The sequence below is a fragment of the Peptoniphilus lacydonensis genome (assembly GCF_900106515.1).
Taxonomy (GTDB): domain Bacteria; phylum Bacillota; class Clostridia; order Tissierellales; family Peptoniphilaceae; genus Peptoniphilus_A; species Peptoniphilus_A lacydonensis.
In genome coordinates, this window is the sequence record NZ_FNWF01000003.1 from 188898 (window position 1) to 206592 (window position 17695).

The following is a 17695-nucleotide window of genomic DNA, read 5'->3' on the forward strand; positions in this document are numbered from 1 at the left end:
TTCGTAATAATGATATAACTTATCAATTGGATAGCCTATACAATTATTTAAAATATTTTATTAACTCAAGTTAACAATTTTTTTATTATTTTACTGTAATTGATTTCAATAAAATAAACCCCAGCATTTTGCTAAGGTTTGAAAATATTTTATTTATTTCCTACAAAATAATTTTAACTTTTTAAATTAAACAAAGGTTAACGAGAAACAAAAAATTTGCTTTTTTTTCATGAACTTTCATACCTATTTGAGACTTTATAGTAAAAATTAAAGAAGATTCTAATATTACACCATCGGATGTTGACCAGTAATCTATTATGCTTAATGGGATTTTAAAAACTCTATCTTTAGAATTTATTTCAAACTCTTCACCGTCATGAAAATAAAAAAGTTTTGTCGCTATTCCCTTTCTATAATATCCGTCATTAACTTTTTTTATAGGTTTTGCATAAATTTCTATATATGACTCTTCTTCTATAACTATACTTGCGTTATTCTCAAATCCAAATAAAGCCATGGAATCTTGCATAAAAGACTGTTCTCCAATTTCATCAATTTTTTTTATATTAAAATTTATTTCATAGACTCCATTTCCAAGTAAGGAAGAAATATCTTTAATTTTTTTCCTCTCCTTTATAGTTTTTGATAGGCTTAAAAGTTTATATTTTTTATCAATTGCTTCTTTAAAATTTTCAAATCTTTTTGACAATATTTCAATACTTAAATCTTCTGCTACTTTAGAGTCTAGATCTAAAAATTTTTCAACTATAAATAAATTTTTTTGAAGATTTTCATTGTAATAATCGGCAAGATCTTTACCTATTTTAGTTAATTCATATTCTTTATTTTCTTTGTATAAAACACCTATAATAATCATTCTATCTAATATTTTTTTAGAGTTCACACGAGAGCAATTAAAAAAAATGCTGGCCTCAGTTATAGTCTTAGACCCTTTATAATTTCTTATAAAAAGAAGATAATCTATTTGTATCTTTGTTATATTTAAATCTATCATTATATCTATGACTCCATTTCTCTTTTAACTTCAACTATTTTATTACAAATTCTAAGAGAACTATCTCTGTGAGATGAAATTATTATAGTCTTATCCCCTCTTTCATTATAAAGTGATTTTAAAATTATTCCTTCATTTAATGCATCTATGTTAGCTGTAGGTTCATCTAATAAATAAAGATTTGATTCTCTTAAAAAGATTCTGGCAAGCGAAAGTCTCTGTGCTTGTCCCGTTGAAATTTCATTATTTTCTTTTACAATCTCTGTATCAAATCCATTTTCTAAAGTCATAATAAAATCATAAATATTTGCTTTCTTACAAGCCTTTATCAACTCTTCTTCAGTAACATCTTTTTTTGCTATTTTTAAATTATCCCTTATACTTCCTTTAAACAAATAAGTTTCTTGGCTTAAATAAGAAATATTTTCTCTTAAATTTTTAGTCTTTATATCTTTTACATCTATTTCATTAAAATTAATTTTACCCTCATCTACATCAAAAAACCTCATAATTAATTTTATTAATGTGGATTTTCCACAGCCACTTTTTCCTTTTAAACCTATTATTTGATTTAACTCTACTTTTAAATCAAAATCTTCAATTAATTTTGTGTCATCATAAGAAAATTTTATATTTTCCAAAGAAAGGTTGTCATAAATTATATTTTCGCCTTCCACATTTTCCTTTGTAATTGGCTCTTCTTCTAACAAATCTATAACTCTTTTTCCAGAAGCAAAAGTTAAAACTAAATTATTTGCAAGAGAAGAAAGTGCACTTGTCGGTCCAAAAGATGATATAAATAAAACTGTTGAAAATAAAATACCAAGAATATCTATATTAGAATTTCTATAAAGATATGCTCCTGTTAATATAAATATAAAATCTCCAAATATTATAAAGAAAGAGGACAATGCAAAATTATTCGATGATTTTTCTGATAATTTTTTCGTACACTTATTTAATAGAAAGGACGCTTCTTCTATCTCTTTATATCTATTATCAAAATAGGAAAAGTTAATTATTTCTTTTATTCCCTTAAATGTTTCTAGTATTAAGGAATTCAATGAAGAATATGCTTTTCTCTGTTTCATTCCTATTTTTCCAGCTGACTTTTCTGTAAATATTGGAATGTAAATTGCCAAAATCAAGTGGAAAACTAAAAGTATTAAGCTATATATGGGACTAAACCTCCAGAGCAATATAAATAAAAACAATGTGTGAATTAAAGCTATGCAAACTGGAGAAATAGTATGTGCATAAAATACCTCAAGTAATTCTATATCTGAAGTAATTATTGAAATTAATTCACCCTTATTCTTGCAATCCATTTTTGCAGGTCCTAATTTTCTTAATTTTTTAAAAACTTTATCTCTAATTTCAGCTAAAATTTTAAAAGCGATATAGTGATTTAAAAGCTGTTCAAAATATCTAAACAAAACTCTAAAAATTGCAAGAGAAAAGAGAATATAGACAACTGATTTTAAATTTAACTTTATATTTAAAATTATTTTACAAAGATAATATATTCCAAGAGAAGGCAACAAAGTGGCAAAAATATGTCCAACTGCTCCAAATAATATAGCAAAGATCATTTGAAACTTTAAATTCCTTACAAGTTTAAGCAATTTTTTTATAAGGTTCTTATACTCAATTATTACACTCATTTAAACCCCACATTTCTAAATCTTTTTGATGGTTATAAATTTTTGAAAATTTTTCTTTTTTAAGAATGCTTTCAAAAGTTCCTTCTTCTGCTACATTTTTATTTTCTATATAGTATATATAATCTGCATTTACAACTGTGTTTAACCTATGCGTTATAATTATAATTGTCATTTTTTCTTTTAATTCTTGAATTAGTCCTAAAATTAATTCTTCTGACTCCTTGTCAATATTTGATATAGACTCATCAAGTATTAAAATCTTAGGTTTTCTCAATATAACTCTTGCTAATTGAAGTCTTTGTTTTTGGCCTCCAGATAAATTATTTCCAGAACTTTCTACTTTCGAATCAAGACCGTCTTTATTTGCAAAATAATTGTATAATCCAACTTTTTTAAGTGCATCAATTAACATTTCGTCATTTGCATTTTTATTTGCACACTTCAAATTATATTTTAGACTTTCATTAAAAAAATAAGGTGTATTGTCCACTAACATTATATTTTCATTTAGAGAGTCTTTAGAAACTTCAATTAATTTATTGTAATAGATTTTTCCATTATAATCTTTTAAAAATCCAGCAATCAATTTTGCTATCGTTGATTTTCCGCAACCACTTTTGCCAACAATTGCCGTTATATTTCCATACTTAAATTCCATATTTAGATTTATTAATATTTCTTTATCACCATAAGAAAAATTAAGATCTTTAATATTAATATCAATATTCTCATCTTCTATAATCTTTTTAAAATCTTTAGAATCTTCTATTTCCAATATATCAAATAAAGAATTAGCTGAAGATATTCCATTCATTGCAACATGAAATAAGGAACCTAATTTCCTAAGCGGTAAGAAAAATTCCTGACTCAAAAGAACAAAAGAAAAAGCTGAAAATATACTTAAATCTCCCTTTGAAAAATAAAATATAGATAATGTTATTCCCAAAGCTGATCCTAGATAAGAGATTAAGTCTAAAACTGTAATGTTATTTAACTGAACTGATAATAACTTCATAGTTTTAACTCTAAAATCTTCTGCCTTTTCATTTAACAATTTATTGTATTCTTCATCTGCACTAAATACCTCTAGAGTCGTAATTCCATACAAAAAATCGATAAATACATCAGATAAATTTGTATAAGATTTCCAATAGGTTTTTACAACTTTTTTAGCAATTTTTTGAACAAGTATTATTGCAATAGGTATTAGAGGAATTAACAAAAGCATAATTAAAGCTATTTTAAAATTTAAATACGATAGTATTAAAAACAATATCAATGGAGCAATTAATGCAAATAAAAGTTGAGGTAAAAGTTCTGAATAAAATAAATTTAGCTGCTCTATTCCTTCTACTCCCAAATTTATAACCTCAGATATTGTAACCTTACTTGAATATTCCATTTTAAAAGAAAATACTTTCTTTAAGAGCTTCTCTCTCAAATTATTTTTAACTCTATATGAAACCTTATAAGAAATCTTGGAATAATACTTTGTTAAAATAATATTAATTGCCATTATAAAAAACATTGTCATTACAAACTTTGAAATTTCAAGATTTATTTTATATAAATTTTCCAAAAATTTCCCAATTATAAATATCATGGCAATTTGTGTTAAAAGTTGAAATATCTTGATAACTAAAAGCTTTAAAATTAAAACTTTTTCATCTTTTATTTCATTAAATAATTTTCTGTTAAACATATTTACTCCTCTATTGTCTTTATTTTGAAAATAAAGTATAAATAATGAAAAACAAGTACACCGATTAAACAAATTCTAGCATGTAAATTATTTACTATGTAAAAAGAAATGCTTATAAGGATTGTAACTATCAAAAGAATTTTAACTTTTTTACTCTTTGTAATCCCTCTTTTGCTTTTTATAGGCTCTATATTCTCTTTATATAATTTTGTAGATATAAAATAATTATTGAATTTTTCAGATCCCTTTGCAAAACAATATGATGCAACAAGTAAAAATGGAGTTGTAGGCAATAATGGCAAATAAATACCAACTATCCCTAATCCCAAAAAAATAAATCCAAATATCAAAAATAATATTTTCATTAAAACCTCCTTGATTTTTGAATGTACTAATTTTTTCAAATTAGATACTATCAAAAATATTTCCGTAAGTAAAGTTAAATGATATCAAATATCATTTTTTTGAATTTATTTTTTATTCAAAATATACTTTCAATTATTGTTTTTACAAGAAGTACAGATACGTTAACTGAGGTTAATTTTTTTAATAGAAACAAAAAAATAGTATGCTAGGATTTAATTTCCTAACATACTAACTAACTTTAAATATTAAATTTTTTCAATTTTTATCTTTATATCATGACCATTTAAATTTTCAACTTCTGCATCGTTTTCTTCATTTTTAATTTCAAGAGCAAGAGTTTCTGATTTTATAAATTCTTCATCTGTTGCGATTGCCCTTTCTACTTCTTCATCTGATTTGTAAACTATTTTTATATTGTCCAATATATCTAGGTCTTTTTTCTTTCTAAGTTGTTGAATCTTTGACACAAATTCTCTCACATAGCCTTCTTCCAAAAGTTCTTCTGTAAGTTCTGTATCTAAGATTACAAAAAGATTATTTTCCATTATAACATCGAAGCCCTCTTTTGCACTAATTTTTACTTCAACATAATCTTTTTTTATTCCTGTTTTTTCTCCATCAATTTCGAGATTTACATCTCCCTCATTTAACCTTGCAAGAAAATCTTTTGCATCTATTTTGCTCAATACTTTTCCAAAACTTTTGACTTTTGATCCCAAAATTTTACCACAAACTTTGAAATTTGGTTTTAATTCAAATTCCATATATTCAGAAAGATTTTCTTCAAACTGTACTTCTTTTACATTTAATTCCTCTTTAATAAGCTCTGTCAAATCTCCAATTATTTCTTGGTATTTTCCATCGATTATAACTTTTGAAAGTGGCTGTCTAACTTTAATCTTAGCTTCTTCTCTTGACGCTCTTCCCAAGGTTACAAGATCTCTTACAAGGTCCATTTTTTCTTCAATTTTATCATTAATCATATTTTCATCGTAATTTGGATAATCTACTAAGTGCACTGATTCTTCATCAGATAGTGACTTAAATAGTTCTTCTGAAATAAATGGAACAATTGGTGCAATTAATTTTGTTACGCCAAGCAACACTTCATAAGTTGTTTTATAGACTGTAATCTTTGTATTATCTTTATCCGTTTTCCAAAATCTTCTTCTATTTCTTCTAATATACCAATTTGAAACATCTTCTATTACAAATTCTTGAATTTCTCTTACAACTTTTGTAAGTTCAAATTCATCCATGTCTTGTCTGACATTTTTTACAAGTCTATTGTATTTAGAAAGAAGCCATTTATCTATTTCTTCTAAATCATCATAACTAACTTTAGTTTCTCTTGGATCTATATTATCTGTATTTGCATAAAGACTAAAGAAATTGTAAGTGTTTCTTAGTGATCTAAAAAATTTTGATTCAATTTCACGAAGTCCATCCTCATCAAACTTTGTAGGAGTCCATGGTGGTGACACATAAAGTAAATACCATCTCACAACATCGGCCCCATATTTGTCAAATAGTTCAAATGGAGCGACAGTGTTTCCTCTTGACTTTGACATTTTCTTTCCATCTTTATCAAGGATTAAATCATTTACGAGTACATTTTTATACGGACTTTTGCCAGTCATATAAGTTGAAATTGCAATAAGTGAGTAAAACCATCCTCTAGTTTGATCAATCCCTTCAGAAATAAAATCTGCTGGGAATAATTCATTAAAATTATCTTTATTTTCAAATGGATAATGCCATTGTGCAAAAGGCATTGATCCAGAATCAAACCAAACATCGACTACATCAGGCTCTCTAGTCATTTCGCCACCACATTTTGGGCATCTAAGCTTAATGTCATCTACATATGGTCTATGGAGTTCAACGTCTTCTGGCACATCTGTCGTTGCCTTTTCTCTTAAATCAGCAATTGAACCTACTGATTCAATATGACCACATTCACATCTATAAAGTGGAAGTGGTGTTCCCCAATATCTAGATCTAGAAATTGCCCAGTCATTTAAATTTTCAAGCCAATTCCCAAATCTCTTTTCTCCAACAAAATCTGGGAACCAATTTACGCCATTATTATTTTCAATTAATTTATCCTTAAATTTTGTAACCTCAATATACCATGATGGATGAGCATAATAAATTAGCGGAGTGTGACATCTCCAGCAGTGAGGATAATTGTGTGAAACTTTTTGCTTTGAAAATAATAAATCATTGTCTATTAAATAATGAAGCACATCATGATCAGCATCAATTACAAATTGACCTTTCCAAGGTGTGTCTGTAAATTTCCCCTCTTCATCAACTGGTTTTAACATTGGAAGATCATAACCTCTTGCAGTTTGATAGTCATCTTCACCAAATGCAGGTGCAATATGAACAATCCCTGTACCATCTTCAGTTGTAACATAGTCAGCACAGATTACATAAAAGGCCTTTTTATCTGGATTTAAAAATGTCAAAAGTTGTTCATATTCTAAATACTCTAAATCTTTTCCAAGAAAGGTTTCAACAACTTCATAATCTTCATCTTTTAAAACTTGTTTTGTTAATGATTTCGCAAGATAATAATAATTTCCGTCTGAATATTTTACTTTTACATATTCTACCTTTGGATTTACCGCAAGGGCAACATTTGATGGAAGTGTCCAAGGCGTAGTTGTCCAAGCCAAGAAATATTCATTCTCCTTGTCCTTTAGTTTAAATTTACAAGTTGCAGTAGTTGTCTTTATTTCTTCATAACCTTGTGCAACTTCGTGAGATGCAAGACCAGTTCCACATCTTGGGCAATAAGGTACAATTTTGTGACCTTCATAAATCAATCCGTCTTTGTACATTTTATCTAAAATATTCCAAACTGATTCAATATAATTATTTTCAAGTGTAATGTATGGATGATCTAAATCAATTAAATATCCCATTCTTCTTGTAAGAGTTCTCCACTCTTTTTCATATTCAAATACAGACTCTTTACATTTTTTATTAAAATCTTCTACACCATAAGATTCAATATCTTGCTTGTTGTGAAGTCCAAGTTTTTTTTCAACTTCAATTTCAACTGGAAGACCATGTGTATCCCACCCTGCTTTTCTATTTACTTTATAGCCAAGCATTGTATGATACCTACAAGTCAAATCCTTTAATGTTCTTGCCATTACATGGTGAATGCCTGGTTTTCCATTTGCAGTTGGAGGTCCTTCATAAAAAATATAATTTTCTCCATCTTTTCTCGTTTCAACGGATTTGTGGAGAAGATCAATTTCATCCCAAAATTGAGAGATCTTTTCTTCTCTTACGCTAACCTTATCCCTTGATAATTCTTTAAATTTCTCCATTTAAAACTCCTCATTCTCCCTAATTTATTTATAAAAAAATCCCCTCTCAAAAAAGAGAAGGGACGAACTAACCGCGGTACCACCCTAATTATAGGTAACTATCACTTAAAATTTTAACGCATAAACGCAAAGGCTTTTGACCTTTGAGCTCCGAGGTGATCTGTAAATCATAAAAACACAGTTTCACACCAACCAACTGCTCTCTTAGTTTTTTTTAATTTACCGTCCTCATCAAAGCTTATATAAAATTGTCTATCGTTTGATTTTTAAACATCTTTATTATATCAGATTGCATTAATGCCAAAGATTTATGAAATTTACAATGCCTAAAGTCTTCAGAATTTTTATTGCAATATCCATCACTCTGTAAACATCTATTAATTTCAATAGGTCCATCGACTGCTGTAAGTATATCATACAAAGTAATATCTTCTTTTGGTTTTTTTAAAAAATATCCACCCTTTGAGCCTCTTTTTGCATCAGTTATTCCTGCTAAATTTAATTTTCTAAGTATTCTTAATGTAAATCTCTTTGTGACACCTTCCATTTCTGCAATTTCAGGCGCACCTATTACTTGCCCTTCATGTTTAGCAAGATAGCCTACAATCCTAAAGGCATAATCTGTTTCCTGTGTTATTCTCATATCATCACCTATTTTGTATATTATACCATCTTTATTTACTTTTTGAAATAATCATCTTGTTTTTTTCTAATTTTTACAATTTCCGAATCTTGATTTAAATATAAATCATCATATGTCAAAATACTTCCTTTAGAAATATCTTTTTGTGCATAAGCTCCATCAGTAATAATTCCAATTGGAACGTGATTTCCACAAACTTTTTCTTCTACTTTTTCAAGTGTTCCAAAAATCATCTCTCCGCCAATAGAATCAAATTTTTCACCTTTTTTTATATCTCTTTTTGCAACAGCAACAGTTTCTGCACAAGGTTCTCCAACTGGTGCAATTGAAGAATCTCTAAGTACCACAGCCTTTATTATTGAAATCATAGTTTCAATACTTGTCAAATGATAGGGCCTGTAAATTGCATAATTTGGTCCCTCACCCATGGATAAATATTTCATTTCGGAATCAATTATATCAGATTTAGATTTAACTATTGCAAAAACTCCTGGTGCAATTCCTGTTGCAAAATCTACGACTCCATAAGAATTTAAAATACCGCCGTCTTTTTTTAATTTAAAATCATCTGCAATTTTCTTTGGAACTGTATCTACAAAGTGACAACCTCTAACATCTGGCACAAACCCAATTGCGTTACAAACAGAGTTAAGTTCAATCATAGTATTTGTACCATCTACAAAAGAAGTGAGCATTCTAGGATTAATTCCTCTTTTTATTGCTTCTTCTTTTAAATCTTCTGGCTTTGCATAATTATCTAGTTTATTATTTTTCCCTTTCCCAAGAACTAAAACTTCAAAACCACAATTTTTTGCAAATTCATAAATTTCAACAATTGCCCCTGGTTCATCTCCCTTAGTTCCAGAATAAATAACTCCCTTTTTATCCGCAAGAACTTTTAGATAAGGCCCAACTGTCGCATCCATTTCAACATTTAAACTTACTATATCAACATTATTTTCTATTGCAAGTAGAGATAGTTTTGTTCCTGTTTCTGTATCTCCTGTACAATCAACTAAACAATCCACAAGAGTTGCTGCAATTTTATTATTTGTAGTTGCAATATATTTTTTATCTTTTAAAAGTTTCTTTGCTTTTTCTAAATCGTCAGTGAATGCAAAATCTTTATCATTAATATTTGACGAATTAATAGCTTTTTTTAAAGTTTCTTTATTTCTTGAAGAAAAGACTATGGGATAAAAATTCTCATTTTGGCTTAAAAGCGTAAAGAGCGAGGCACCCATAATACCAGAGCCCACAATTCCAACAGAAATATTACCATATTCCCTTAATTTATTCTGTAAATAAAACATTATTCCTCCAATATTTATGTCACAATTTATAATTTATAAATTTTATTTGCAAAACTATTTTAATCTCAACTTATCTATATTGCAAATTATTTTTGTTAGAAAGTATTTTTCCAAGTCTATACCCACAAGCTATGGCAAAGTGAAGATTGTATCCTCCACAATCGCCATCAATATCTAAGGCTTCTCCAATAACATATAAACCATCAATTTTTTTAACTGAATAATCAAAACTATTTATTTGAGATAATTCCACTCCACCTCTTGTAACCTGTGAATTTTTAAATCCATTTGTTCCAGTAACTTTAAATCTTGATTTTAATAACAAATCCACAATTTTTTCAAACTCTAAAATAGAAATCATATTCATAGCAATCTTTTTATCTAAGTCCAGTGAATCAATTATATAGTGAACAAATTTTTTATCCACTATTCCAATCAAAAACTCTTCCAAAGAAAAATCCGGGAACATATAGTATCTAGAATATAGCATCTCTTTAGTATTTTCATCTACATTGTTAATTATTGGAACTTCAATAAAATTATTTTCAGTAACATTCACAGACAAATCTAAAATAGGCGGACCACTTATTCCATAATTAGTAAAAAGAATTTCTCCACTTCTTTCGTCAATCTTTTTATCTTCTTTATAAAACTTTACATTTCCAATAACCTTAGTTCCACTCAAATGTTTTAAGTATTTTGAATCTAGTTTTATTTGTGTGAGAGCTGGTTTTAAATCTGTAATTTTAACATCAAGATTTTCTAAAATTTTAAAGCTCTTTCCATCGGAACCACTAGAAGGCATTGACTTTGCCCCTGCTGAGAAAATTACTATATCCGCTTTTATGCTTTCTTTATCTGTTAGAACTGTAAAGGTATTTTTATTTTTTTCAACTAATTTTACTTCTGTATTAGTTCTTATATCAATTTCTTTTTTAGAAAGCCAATACATTAATACGGATAAAACTGTATTTGCCTTTAATGTCTTCGGATAAACTCTCTTCCCATCTGTTGTAGATTCAAGCCCTAAAACTTTAAAATAATTAATTAAATCTTCGTTTGAAAAATCTTTCAAAGTATCCTTTACAAAATTAGTATTATTATAATTTTTTCGAGACAACTCTAAATTTGTGTAATTACATCTACCATTACCTGTTGCTAACAATTTTTTTCCTATTCTATCATTTTTTTCAATTAAAATTACATTATTAAATTTATTTTTTGCATTTATAGCAGTAACCATTCCCGCTGGTCCTGCTCCTATTATAACTATATCCATAATATCACTATTAAATTATAGCCTAACTTAATATAAATTTACAAGATTTTAAGAAAACTATGGTATAATATCATGGAATTTGGAGGAATCATGAAAAATAAAACTTATATAACAGGACATAAAAATCCTGATACTGATAGTATTTGTTCTGCCATAGCCCTCGCAGAACTTAAAAATAAAATGGGTGAAGATTCAGAAGCTATAAGGCTTGGGAATTTAAATAGAGAAACAGAATTTGTCTTAAATTACTTCAAAGTAAATAAACCAAGACTTAAAACTTCTATAAAACCTCAAATAAGAGATATTGACTACGATGCAGCTTATTGTGTTAATCCAAACCTTTCTATGGCTTCTGCTATGGATTTAATTCAAAAAAATAATATCAATTCCCTTCCCGTTGTTGATGACGATGACAATCTAATTGGAATTGTCAGCTTATCTAATATTGCCTCATCTTATATGGAAATATGGGACGACTCTATTATTGGAAGAAGCAATACAAGTTTTGAAAATATCTTAGATGTTTTAAGGGGAAAGATTTTATATTTACCAGAAGTTCCTAGAAAATTTTCTGGTAAAATGGCAGTAAAGGCAATAAAAAATCAAGATTTAATTAAAGAAGGAGATATTGTAATTGTTGGCGACGATGTAAATGATCAAGAATCTGTCATAAAAAAGAAAGTTTCTCTTTTAATTTTAACTATTTCTAGTAAACTAGATGATAATTTAATAGAACTTGCAAAAGAAAATAATGTAGCGGTAATTTCTACTGGACTTTCAACTTTTATGGTTGCGAGGATTTTGCCTCAGGCTGTTCCCATTGGATATGTAATGACAAAAGATAATCTTGTTGTATTTCACAAAGATGATTTAATTGACGATGTTAGAGAAATAATGGCACAATCAAGATTTAGATCGTATCCAGTATTAGACAATAAAAATAAGGTTATTGGAAATATTTCAAGATATCATTTAATTTCAAACTTGAAGAAAAAAATAACTTTAGTAGATCACAACGAAAAAAATCAATCTATCGAAGACCTGGATTCTGCAGAAATTGTGCAAATTGTTGATCACCACAGAGTCGCCAACATTTCTACTGCTTCTCCAATTTATTTTAGAAATGAACCTGTGGGCTCAACAGCCACTATTATTTCAAAAATGTTTTTTGAAAATGGAATCAAACCTTCAAGACAAATTGCAGGTTTACTTTGTGCAGCAATTATATCTGACACGCTTCTGTTTAGATCTCCAACTTCAACTGAAACTGACAAGTATGTATTAAATAAAATGAAAAAAATTGCAGCTATTGATGTAGATAGTTTTGCAATGGAAATGTTTAAAGCTGGAACAAGCTTGGAGGGGCAAAAGCCTGAAGAACTTTTAAAAAGCGATGTTAAAAACTTTTCTATCGAAGGCGTTAATGTAAGAGTTTGCCAAATATTTACTATGAATTTAGAAAGCACATCCACTGTGGAAAAAGATTTAAAAGATACTATGGAAAATTTCTTAGAAAATTCTGATACTGAAACTTTTGTGCTTATGATTACAGACATTTTTAAAGAAGTTTCAGAAGTTATTATAGTTGGAAATTTTAAAGATGCAATTGCAAAAAAATTTGAAAGTGAAATTTATAATGATAAATTTATATCAGAAGGGCTTTTATCAAGGAAAAAACAACTTATCCCTAAAATTAGTTCAGCTATTTCAGAAGAGTTATCTTAACTTTAAAATTAAAAGGAACTATCATTTTTTATTTGATAAGCTCCTTTTAATTTTAAAAATTTTTAATTATCTCTACTGCAGTCACAATTGTGAGTATGATTATGATGCTCTTGATTATTTTCTCCTTCACTCTCATCCATATACACATTTAAATCTTTTATTCCATAAATACTTTCAAGTTCTTCAGAAAATTTCACAACAGATTTTGCATCAAAATCATAAATATAAACTTCGCTCCCATAGTTTAATATCTCTAATTTTAAAATTCCATCATCGTATAAATTTATTCCCATAAAATTTAGTGCAGAATCACCAATTAAATTATCTAAAATCACTTTTTTAAATTCATCATCTACTATTCCTTGAAAAATAAGCTCATACCCATTTTCATTGGTATAAACTGCAAATTCTTCAACTATTTTCTTTGAATTTATATCTTCTTTTAAACTTTTTATTTGGTAAGAATCACATCTATTTAAAAAGATTTTTAGAATATCATAAATTGGTTTTAAATCAACATCTTCATCTATAAAAACATCTTTTTCAAAATTTATATAATACAACTCATCACCTCTAATTATTTTGTCAAAAAATAAAAATCAATATAGGAATTTTCCAAATTTTCTTCATCAGCAAAATAAATATTTGTAAAAATTATTTTATAACTATCTTCTACTATTGATAAATCCTCAGGACTAATGGACTCCTTAGTTTTTCTAAGTGTCTTAACTTTTTCCTTAAGTTCAGATAAATTAATTGAAAGTTCTAAATTATATTCTTCATCTTCTTTTTTATAAATTTTAATCTTATTTTTTGTCTTTTCAAATTTATAATTTCCAGATGTAACAATATCATCTAAAGAATAAACATAAATTAAATTGCTATAACCACTTATATTTACATCAAAGTTAAGATCATTTCCATTTGATATACTATCGCTATAACTATAACCTATATAAGTATTGTCATCAATTCTATTGCTAAATCCAAATAATTTAGTAAAACTATCTTCATTTAATTTAAAGTCTTTTGGCACGTAGCTTAATTTATCCACTCTATCTTTTTTCACCATATAATTTACTATGTCAATTATCTGATTTTTGTCATCGACTTTAATATTTAAATTTGGCTTTATCTCTTCTCCCACTATCATATTATTTTTATTTAAAAGTTTTTCAAACCTAGAACTTTGTGATTTTATACTTAATTTCGTAGCTGGTGCAGGTCCAACTCCTGATAATAAAATAATAATCGACAAAAAAATTGGAACACTTATATTTGAATTATTTCTATAAAAGATAAAATAAATTAAAGAAATAATAACCCAAACTCCAGCAGCCATTACAAGAAATCTATTTTCTGTCAATCCATATTCTTTTATCCTCAAAAATATCGCAAAAAACATCATTCCCAAAAGTGGAAATAAAGTTATTGGAAAAATTCTTTTAAACTTATTTATAAATTCAATAGAATCTATTCTCGATAAAAAGAATAAATATAATACAGAAAATATAGAAAACCATAATACTAAATTTACAATTAAATTGTTAGGTATTTGCCATAATACTAATATCTTTATAAAATAAGCAAGAAGTATTGCAGTATAAATGATTACAATAGGCGTTATAATGTAGACAAGTAAAATCTTGAAAGCCTTTGGATATTTATAATCTATAAAAGAATCTCTTGCTTTAGGAAAGTCAGAAAAAAAAGTAACTACATTAAATAAAACAAAAGAAAAAATTGCAATTCTAATATAAATACTAGATCCAAAGTCAATTTTAAATAAACTACTTAGTGCAAATATTATTCCACTTAATCCAACAAATACAATAAAACTATATATAATTGAAATTATAAATGCTCTAAAAATTTTTGCAACATATACTACATAGTCCTTATGATAATTAAATTTGCCAATAAAAGAAGAGCCTACAACTAAAAAAGCTAATAAAGTAAAAAATATAAATTTATCATCATAGAACTTTAATGCTCCAGTTTTTTCATAAACAACTTCGTAAATTCCATATAAAATTGGCAAAGTTATTATATAAGATAATACTTTTATTAAATTATTACTTTTTAAATTTTTTAGATCATAATAATTATTAAGCCCTTCGTTAAAAAGACTAATAAAAGAAAAAAGAAATATTCCAAATGCAAAGACAATACCGTAACTTAACATCTTTATATTTGTCGCTTCTGCCTTTTCAAAAGTCCAAAAAATTAAAAAAAATGTGGCAAGTATTGCACTTATAATTGTTAAAGGAAATCTTTTAAAGGTATTTTTTATACTGTTAAAATTAATTAAACTGTAATTAAAAATTCTCATAAATCCTCCTCATCTTAATAATATAATAAATGCCACATTTTTTAAAGTAACTCATTTAAATCTTTATCTTTGTTTCCACTTTGACATATTTTTTTACTTTTTATAAACAACTTTTCCATCTGATATTGTGTACAAAATTTCTCCTCTTAAAACTTTGTCTTTAAATGGTGAATTTGAAGATTTGGATTTAAACTTATTTATCTTATACTCACTTTCTAAATCAATTATCGCAATATCACAATTTTTACCCAAAGCAATTTCTCCTCCATCTAATCCGTAAATTTTTGCAGGATTTGTACTCATTAATTCAATTAATTTCATAAGACTTATATTTTCTTTTAAAACTAAATTTTCATAACAAATCGAAAAAGATGTTTCAAGCCCAATGATGCCTGATGGTGCTTTTGTGATAGGTAGTAATTTTTCTTCAACACTGTGAGGAGCGTGATCAGTTGCAATTATTTCTATTGTTCCTTCTTTTATTCCTTCTATAATTCTAAGTCTATCATTTTCACTTCTAAGAGGAGGATTCATCTTTGCAAGAGCCTTATATTCTAACAAAGCTTTATCATTTAATGATAAGTGATGAGGCGTAACTTCTGCAAAAACATTTGCTCCCATTTTTTTTGCAAGCTTCACAAGTTCTACTCCCACACCAGTTGAAATGTGTTGAATTGAAATTTTTGCTCCAGAATAAATTGCCATTGCAATATCTCTTGCTATAAAAGAAGTTTCTGCAACACTTGGAGAACCATAGATATTTAATTTTTCTGAAATTTCGGAATGATTTATACCATTTTCAGAAATTAAATTTGGGTCTTCTTCGTGAAAAGAAATTATTGCATCAAGTTTTTTTGCTCTTTCCATTGCTTCTAAAATTAATTTTGAATTTCTATTTGGAATTCCATCATCAGTAAAAGCAACAGCTCCAGCTTTATAATTTTTTTCCATATCTACTATTTCTAAATCTCCAAAATTTTTTGTAAGAGCTGAAACAGTAAAAACTTTAAGTGGAAGATCTTTTGTTCTTTTATAATGATCATCTATCTTTTCTTTGGAATCAATTTTTGGAATTGTATTTGCCATTTGAACAACTGTGGTAAATCCTCCTGCAACAGCTGCCTTTGAGCCAGTCTTTAAATTTTCTTTATATGTAGCTCCTGGATCTCTAAAATGAACATGAACATCAACTAATCCTGGAACTACAACTTTACCTGTTGCATCTATAACCTTTTCATCTGAATCTTTATCTACAAAAATATCTTTTTCTATTGCAACAATTTTTTCTTTTGCAACTTTTATATCCAAAATATCGTCTGTCTTTGAGATAGGATCTATGACTCTTCCATTTTTTATAATCATAATTACTCCTTAGAATTTTAAAAAAGACGAGGAATATCCCCGTCTTTAAATTTTATAAAATTATTCTTCTTCTAGTTCTTCTTCGTCTTCATCGAAAATTTCTAAATCATCAAAATCAAAATCATCATCATAAAGATCAAATTCAACATCATCATTGTCATAAACATAATCTTCTAAATCTGAAAGATCTTCTTCAATAATATCGACATAATCCTCAATTTCTTCACGTGATTCTCTCATTTCATCAATGACATCACTTAAAATATCAACAAGTTCTGATATAATTTTCCCTTCATTAGTACTTGTGTCCAAATCATATCCATCACAAAGACCTTGTAAATAAGAAATTCTCTTTAGTAAATATTCCATATTTCCTCCATATTAAACTCTAGACATATATTCTCCATCTCTTGTGTCAATTCTTATAACGTCTGATGTATTTATGAAAAGTGGTACATTAAGAGTGTAACCTGTTTCTACTGTTGCTGGTTTAGTTCCACCGCTTGATGTATCCCCCTTAACACCTGGTTCTGTTTCTGTTACTTCAAGTTCAACAAAGTTTGGAGGTGTCACTCTAAATGCCTTTCCTTTATAAAAGTTAATTGTTGCCATATCATTTTCTTTTATAAAATTTAACGCATCTTCAACCATATCTTTTTCTAGTGGAATTTGTTCATAACTTTCTTGATCCATGAAATAATATAATTCTCCATCTGAATATAAATATTGCATTTCTTTATTTTCAATTACTACTTTTTCAAATTTTTCTGACGGATTAAAAGTTGTATCTTTTATTCCACCAGTAAGTACTGATTTGATTTTACTTCTTACAAAAGCTGCTCCCTTTCCAGGTTTAACATGTTGAAAATCTATTACTTCCCAAACATCTCCGTCCCATTCAAATGTAAGTCCCTTTCTTAAATCTCCTGCTGTTATCATATTTTCCT

14 protein-coding genes and 1 other annotated feature are annotated in these 17695 nt (G+C 27.4%); of the genes, 1 reads left to right on the forward strand and 13 read right to left on the reverse strand.

The features are described from left to right. Positions 1-181 precede the first annotated feature (181 nt). From BQ5450_RS02660 to BQ5450_RS02695, 8 genes are all read right to left on the reverse strand, one after another. Complete coding sequence (locus BQ5450_RS02660) at positions 182-1015, reverse strand: hypothetical protein (protein WP_010246918.1); 834 nt, start codon at positions 1013-1015, stop codon at positions 182-184. Between the two features lie 5 nt (positions 1016-1020). Beyond that, positions 1021-2679, reverse strand: a complete 1659-nt coding sequence (locus BQ5450_RS02665; protein ID WP_010246920.1) for an ABC transporter ATP-binding protein — start codon at positions 2677-2679, stop codon at positions 1021-1023. Continuing rightward, positions 2663-4381 (reverse strand): ABC transporter ATP-binding protein/permease, encoded by a 1719-nt coding sequence (locus BQ5450_RS02670; protein ID WP_071125906.1) that lies wholly within the window; start codon positions 4379-4381, stop codon positions 2663-2665. Before BQ5450_RS02670 ends, BQ5450_RS02665 begins: the two co-directional genes overlap by 17 nt. Before the next feature lie 2 nt (positions 4382-4383). Further along, the gene (locus BQ5450_RS02675) at positions 4384-4746 is read right to left on the reverse strand and encodes a YbaN family protein (protein ID WP_071125907.1); all 363 of its coding nucleotides are present in this window, start codon (positions 4744-4746) and stop codon (positions 4384-4386) included. A gap of 246 nt (positions 4747-4992) precedes the next feature. Next, the gene (gene ileS, locus BQ5450_RS02680; RefSeq protein ID WP_071125908.1) at positions 4993-8094 is read right to left on the reverse strand and encodes an isoleucine--tRNA ligase; all 3102 of its coding nucleotides are present in this window, start codon (positions 8092-8094) and stop codon (positions 4993-4995) included. A gap of 55 nt (positions 8095-8149) precedes the next feature. Further along, positions 8150-8338, reverse strand: a binding site (T-box leader). Beyond that, positions 8333-8737 (reverse strand): RrF2 family transcriptional regulator, encoded by a 405-nt coding sequence (locus BQ5450_RS02685; protein ID WP_071125909.1) that lies wholly within the window; start codon positions 8735-8737, stop codon positions 8333-8335. Its footprint overlaps the feature before it by 6 nt. Positions 8738-8772: 35 nt before the next feature. Continuing rightward, entirely contained in the window at positions 8773-10050 is a 1278-nt protein-coding gene (locus BQ5450_RS02690; RefSeq protein WP_071125910.1) for an NAD(P)H-dependent oxidoreductase, read from the reverse strand. A 70-nt stretch (positions 10051-10120) separates the two neighbouring features. Then, entirely contained in the window at positions 10121-11329 is a 1209-nt protein-coding gene (locus tag BQ5450_RS02695) for an aminoacetone oxidase family FAD-binding enzyme (RefSeq protein WP_071125911.1), read from the reverse strand. A gap of 90 nt (positions 11330-11419) precedes the next feature. Here BQ5450_RS02695 and BQ5450_RS02700 point away from each other — a divergent pair, with 90 nt between their 5' ends. Beyond that, positions 11420-13054: a putative manganese-dependent inorganic diphosphatase gene (locus tag BQ5450_RS02700; protein WP_071125912.1), complete on the forward strand. Its 1635-nt coding sequence runs from the start codon at positions 11420-11422 to the stop codon at positions 13052-13054. A gap of 62 nt (positions 13055-13116) precedes the next feature. On the opposite strand, the gene BQ5450_RS02705 is transcribed toward BQ5450_RS02700, so the two are convergent. From BQ5450_RS02705 to efp, 5 genes are all read right to left on the reverse strand, one after another. Next, positions 13117-13617, reverse strand: a complete 501-nt coding sequence (locus BQ5450_RS02705) for a hypothetical protein (RefSeq protein WP_071125913.1) — start codon at positions 13615-13617, stop codon at positions 13117-13119. A 14-nt stretch (positions 13618-13631) separates the two neighbouring features. Further along, complete coding sequence (locus BQ5450_RS02710) at positions 13632-15386, reverse strand: DUF4153 domain-containing protein (RefSeq protein WP_071125914.1); 1755 nt, start codon at positions 15384-15386, stop codon at positions 13632-13634. Between the two features lie 93 nt (positions 15387-15479). Further along, on the reverse strand, positions 15480-16748 hold the full coding sequence (locus BQ5450_RS02715; RefSeq protein WP_071125915.1) for a dihydroorotase: 1269 nt from the start codon (positions 16746-16748) through the stop codon (positions 15480-15482). 60 nt (positions 16749-16808) lie between these two features. Beyond that, positions 16809-17117 carry a CD1247 N-terminal domain-containing protein gene (locus tag BQ5450_RS02720; protein WP_010246942.1) on the reverse strand — a complete coding sequence of 103 codons (309 nt, stop codon included), beginning with the start codon at positions 17115-17117 and terminating at the stop codon, positions 16809-16811. Positions 17118-17129: 12 nt separating this feature from the next. Continuing rightward, entirely contained in the window at positions 17130-17687 is a 558-nt protein-coding gene (efp, locus tag BQ5450_RS02725) for an elongation factor P (RefSeq protein ID WP_010246944.1), read from the reverse strand. Positions 17688-17695 lie beyond the last annotated feature (8 nt).

Bases quoted from the DNA above. Each gene is read 5' to 3' on its own strand.
- BQ5450_RS02660 (WP_010246918.1), bottom strand. From the start codon at position 1,015: ATGATAGATTTAAATATAACAAAGATACAAATAGATTATCTTCTTTTT.
- BQ5450_RS02665 (WP_010246920.1), bottom strand. From the start codon at position 2,679: ATGAGTGTAATAATTGAGTATAAGAACCTTATAAAAAAATTGCTTAAA.
- BQ5450_RS02670 (WP_071125906.1), bottom strand. From the start codon at position 4,381: ATGTTTAACAGAAAATTATTTAATGAAATAAAAGATGAAAAAGTTTTA.
- BQ5450_RS02675 (WP_071125907.1), bottom strand. From the start codon at position 4,746: ATGAAAATATTATTTTTGATATTTGGATTTATTTTTTTGGGATTAGGG.
- ileS (WP_071125908.1), bottom strand. From the start codon at position 8,094: ATGGAGAAATTTAAAGAATTATCAAGGGATAAGGTTAGCGTAAGAGAA.
- BQ5450_RS02685 (WP_071125909.1), bottom strand. From the start codon at position 8,737: ATGAGAATAACACAGGAAACAGATTATGCCTTTAGGATTGTAGGCTAT.
- BQ5450_RS02690 (WP_071125910.1), bottom strand. From the start codon at position 10,050: ATGTTTTATTTACAGAATAAATTAAGGGAATATGGTAATATTTCTGTT.
- BQ5450_RS02695 (WP_071125911.1), bottom strand. From the start codon at position 11,329: ATGGATATAGTTATAATAGGAGCAGGACCAGCGGGAATGGTTACTGCT.
- BQ5450_RS02700 (WP_071125912.1), top strand. From the start codon at position 11,420: ATGAAAAATAAAACTTATATAACAGGACATAAAAATCCTGATACTGAT.
- BQ5450_RS02710 (WP_071125914.1), bottom strand. From the start codon at position 15,386: ATGAGAATTTTTAATTACAGTTTAATTAATTTTAACAGTATAAAAAAT.
- BQ5450_RS02715 (WP_071125915.1), bottom strand. From the start codon at position 16,748: ATGATTATAAAAAATGGAAGAGTCATAGATCCTATCTCAAAGACAGAC.
- BQ5450_RS02720 (WP_010246942.1), bottom strand. From the start codon at position 17,117: ATGGAATATTTACTAAAGAGAATTTCTTATTTACAAGGTCTTTGTGAT.
- efp (WP_010246944.1), bottom strand. From the start codon at position 17,687: ATGATAACAGCAGGAGATTTAAGAAAGGGACTTACATTTGAATGGGAC.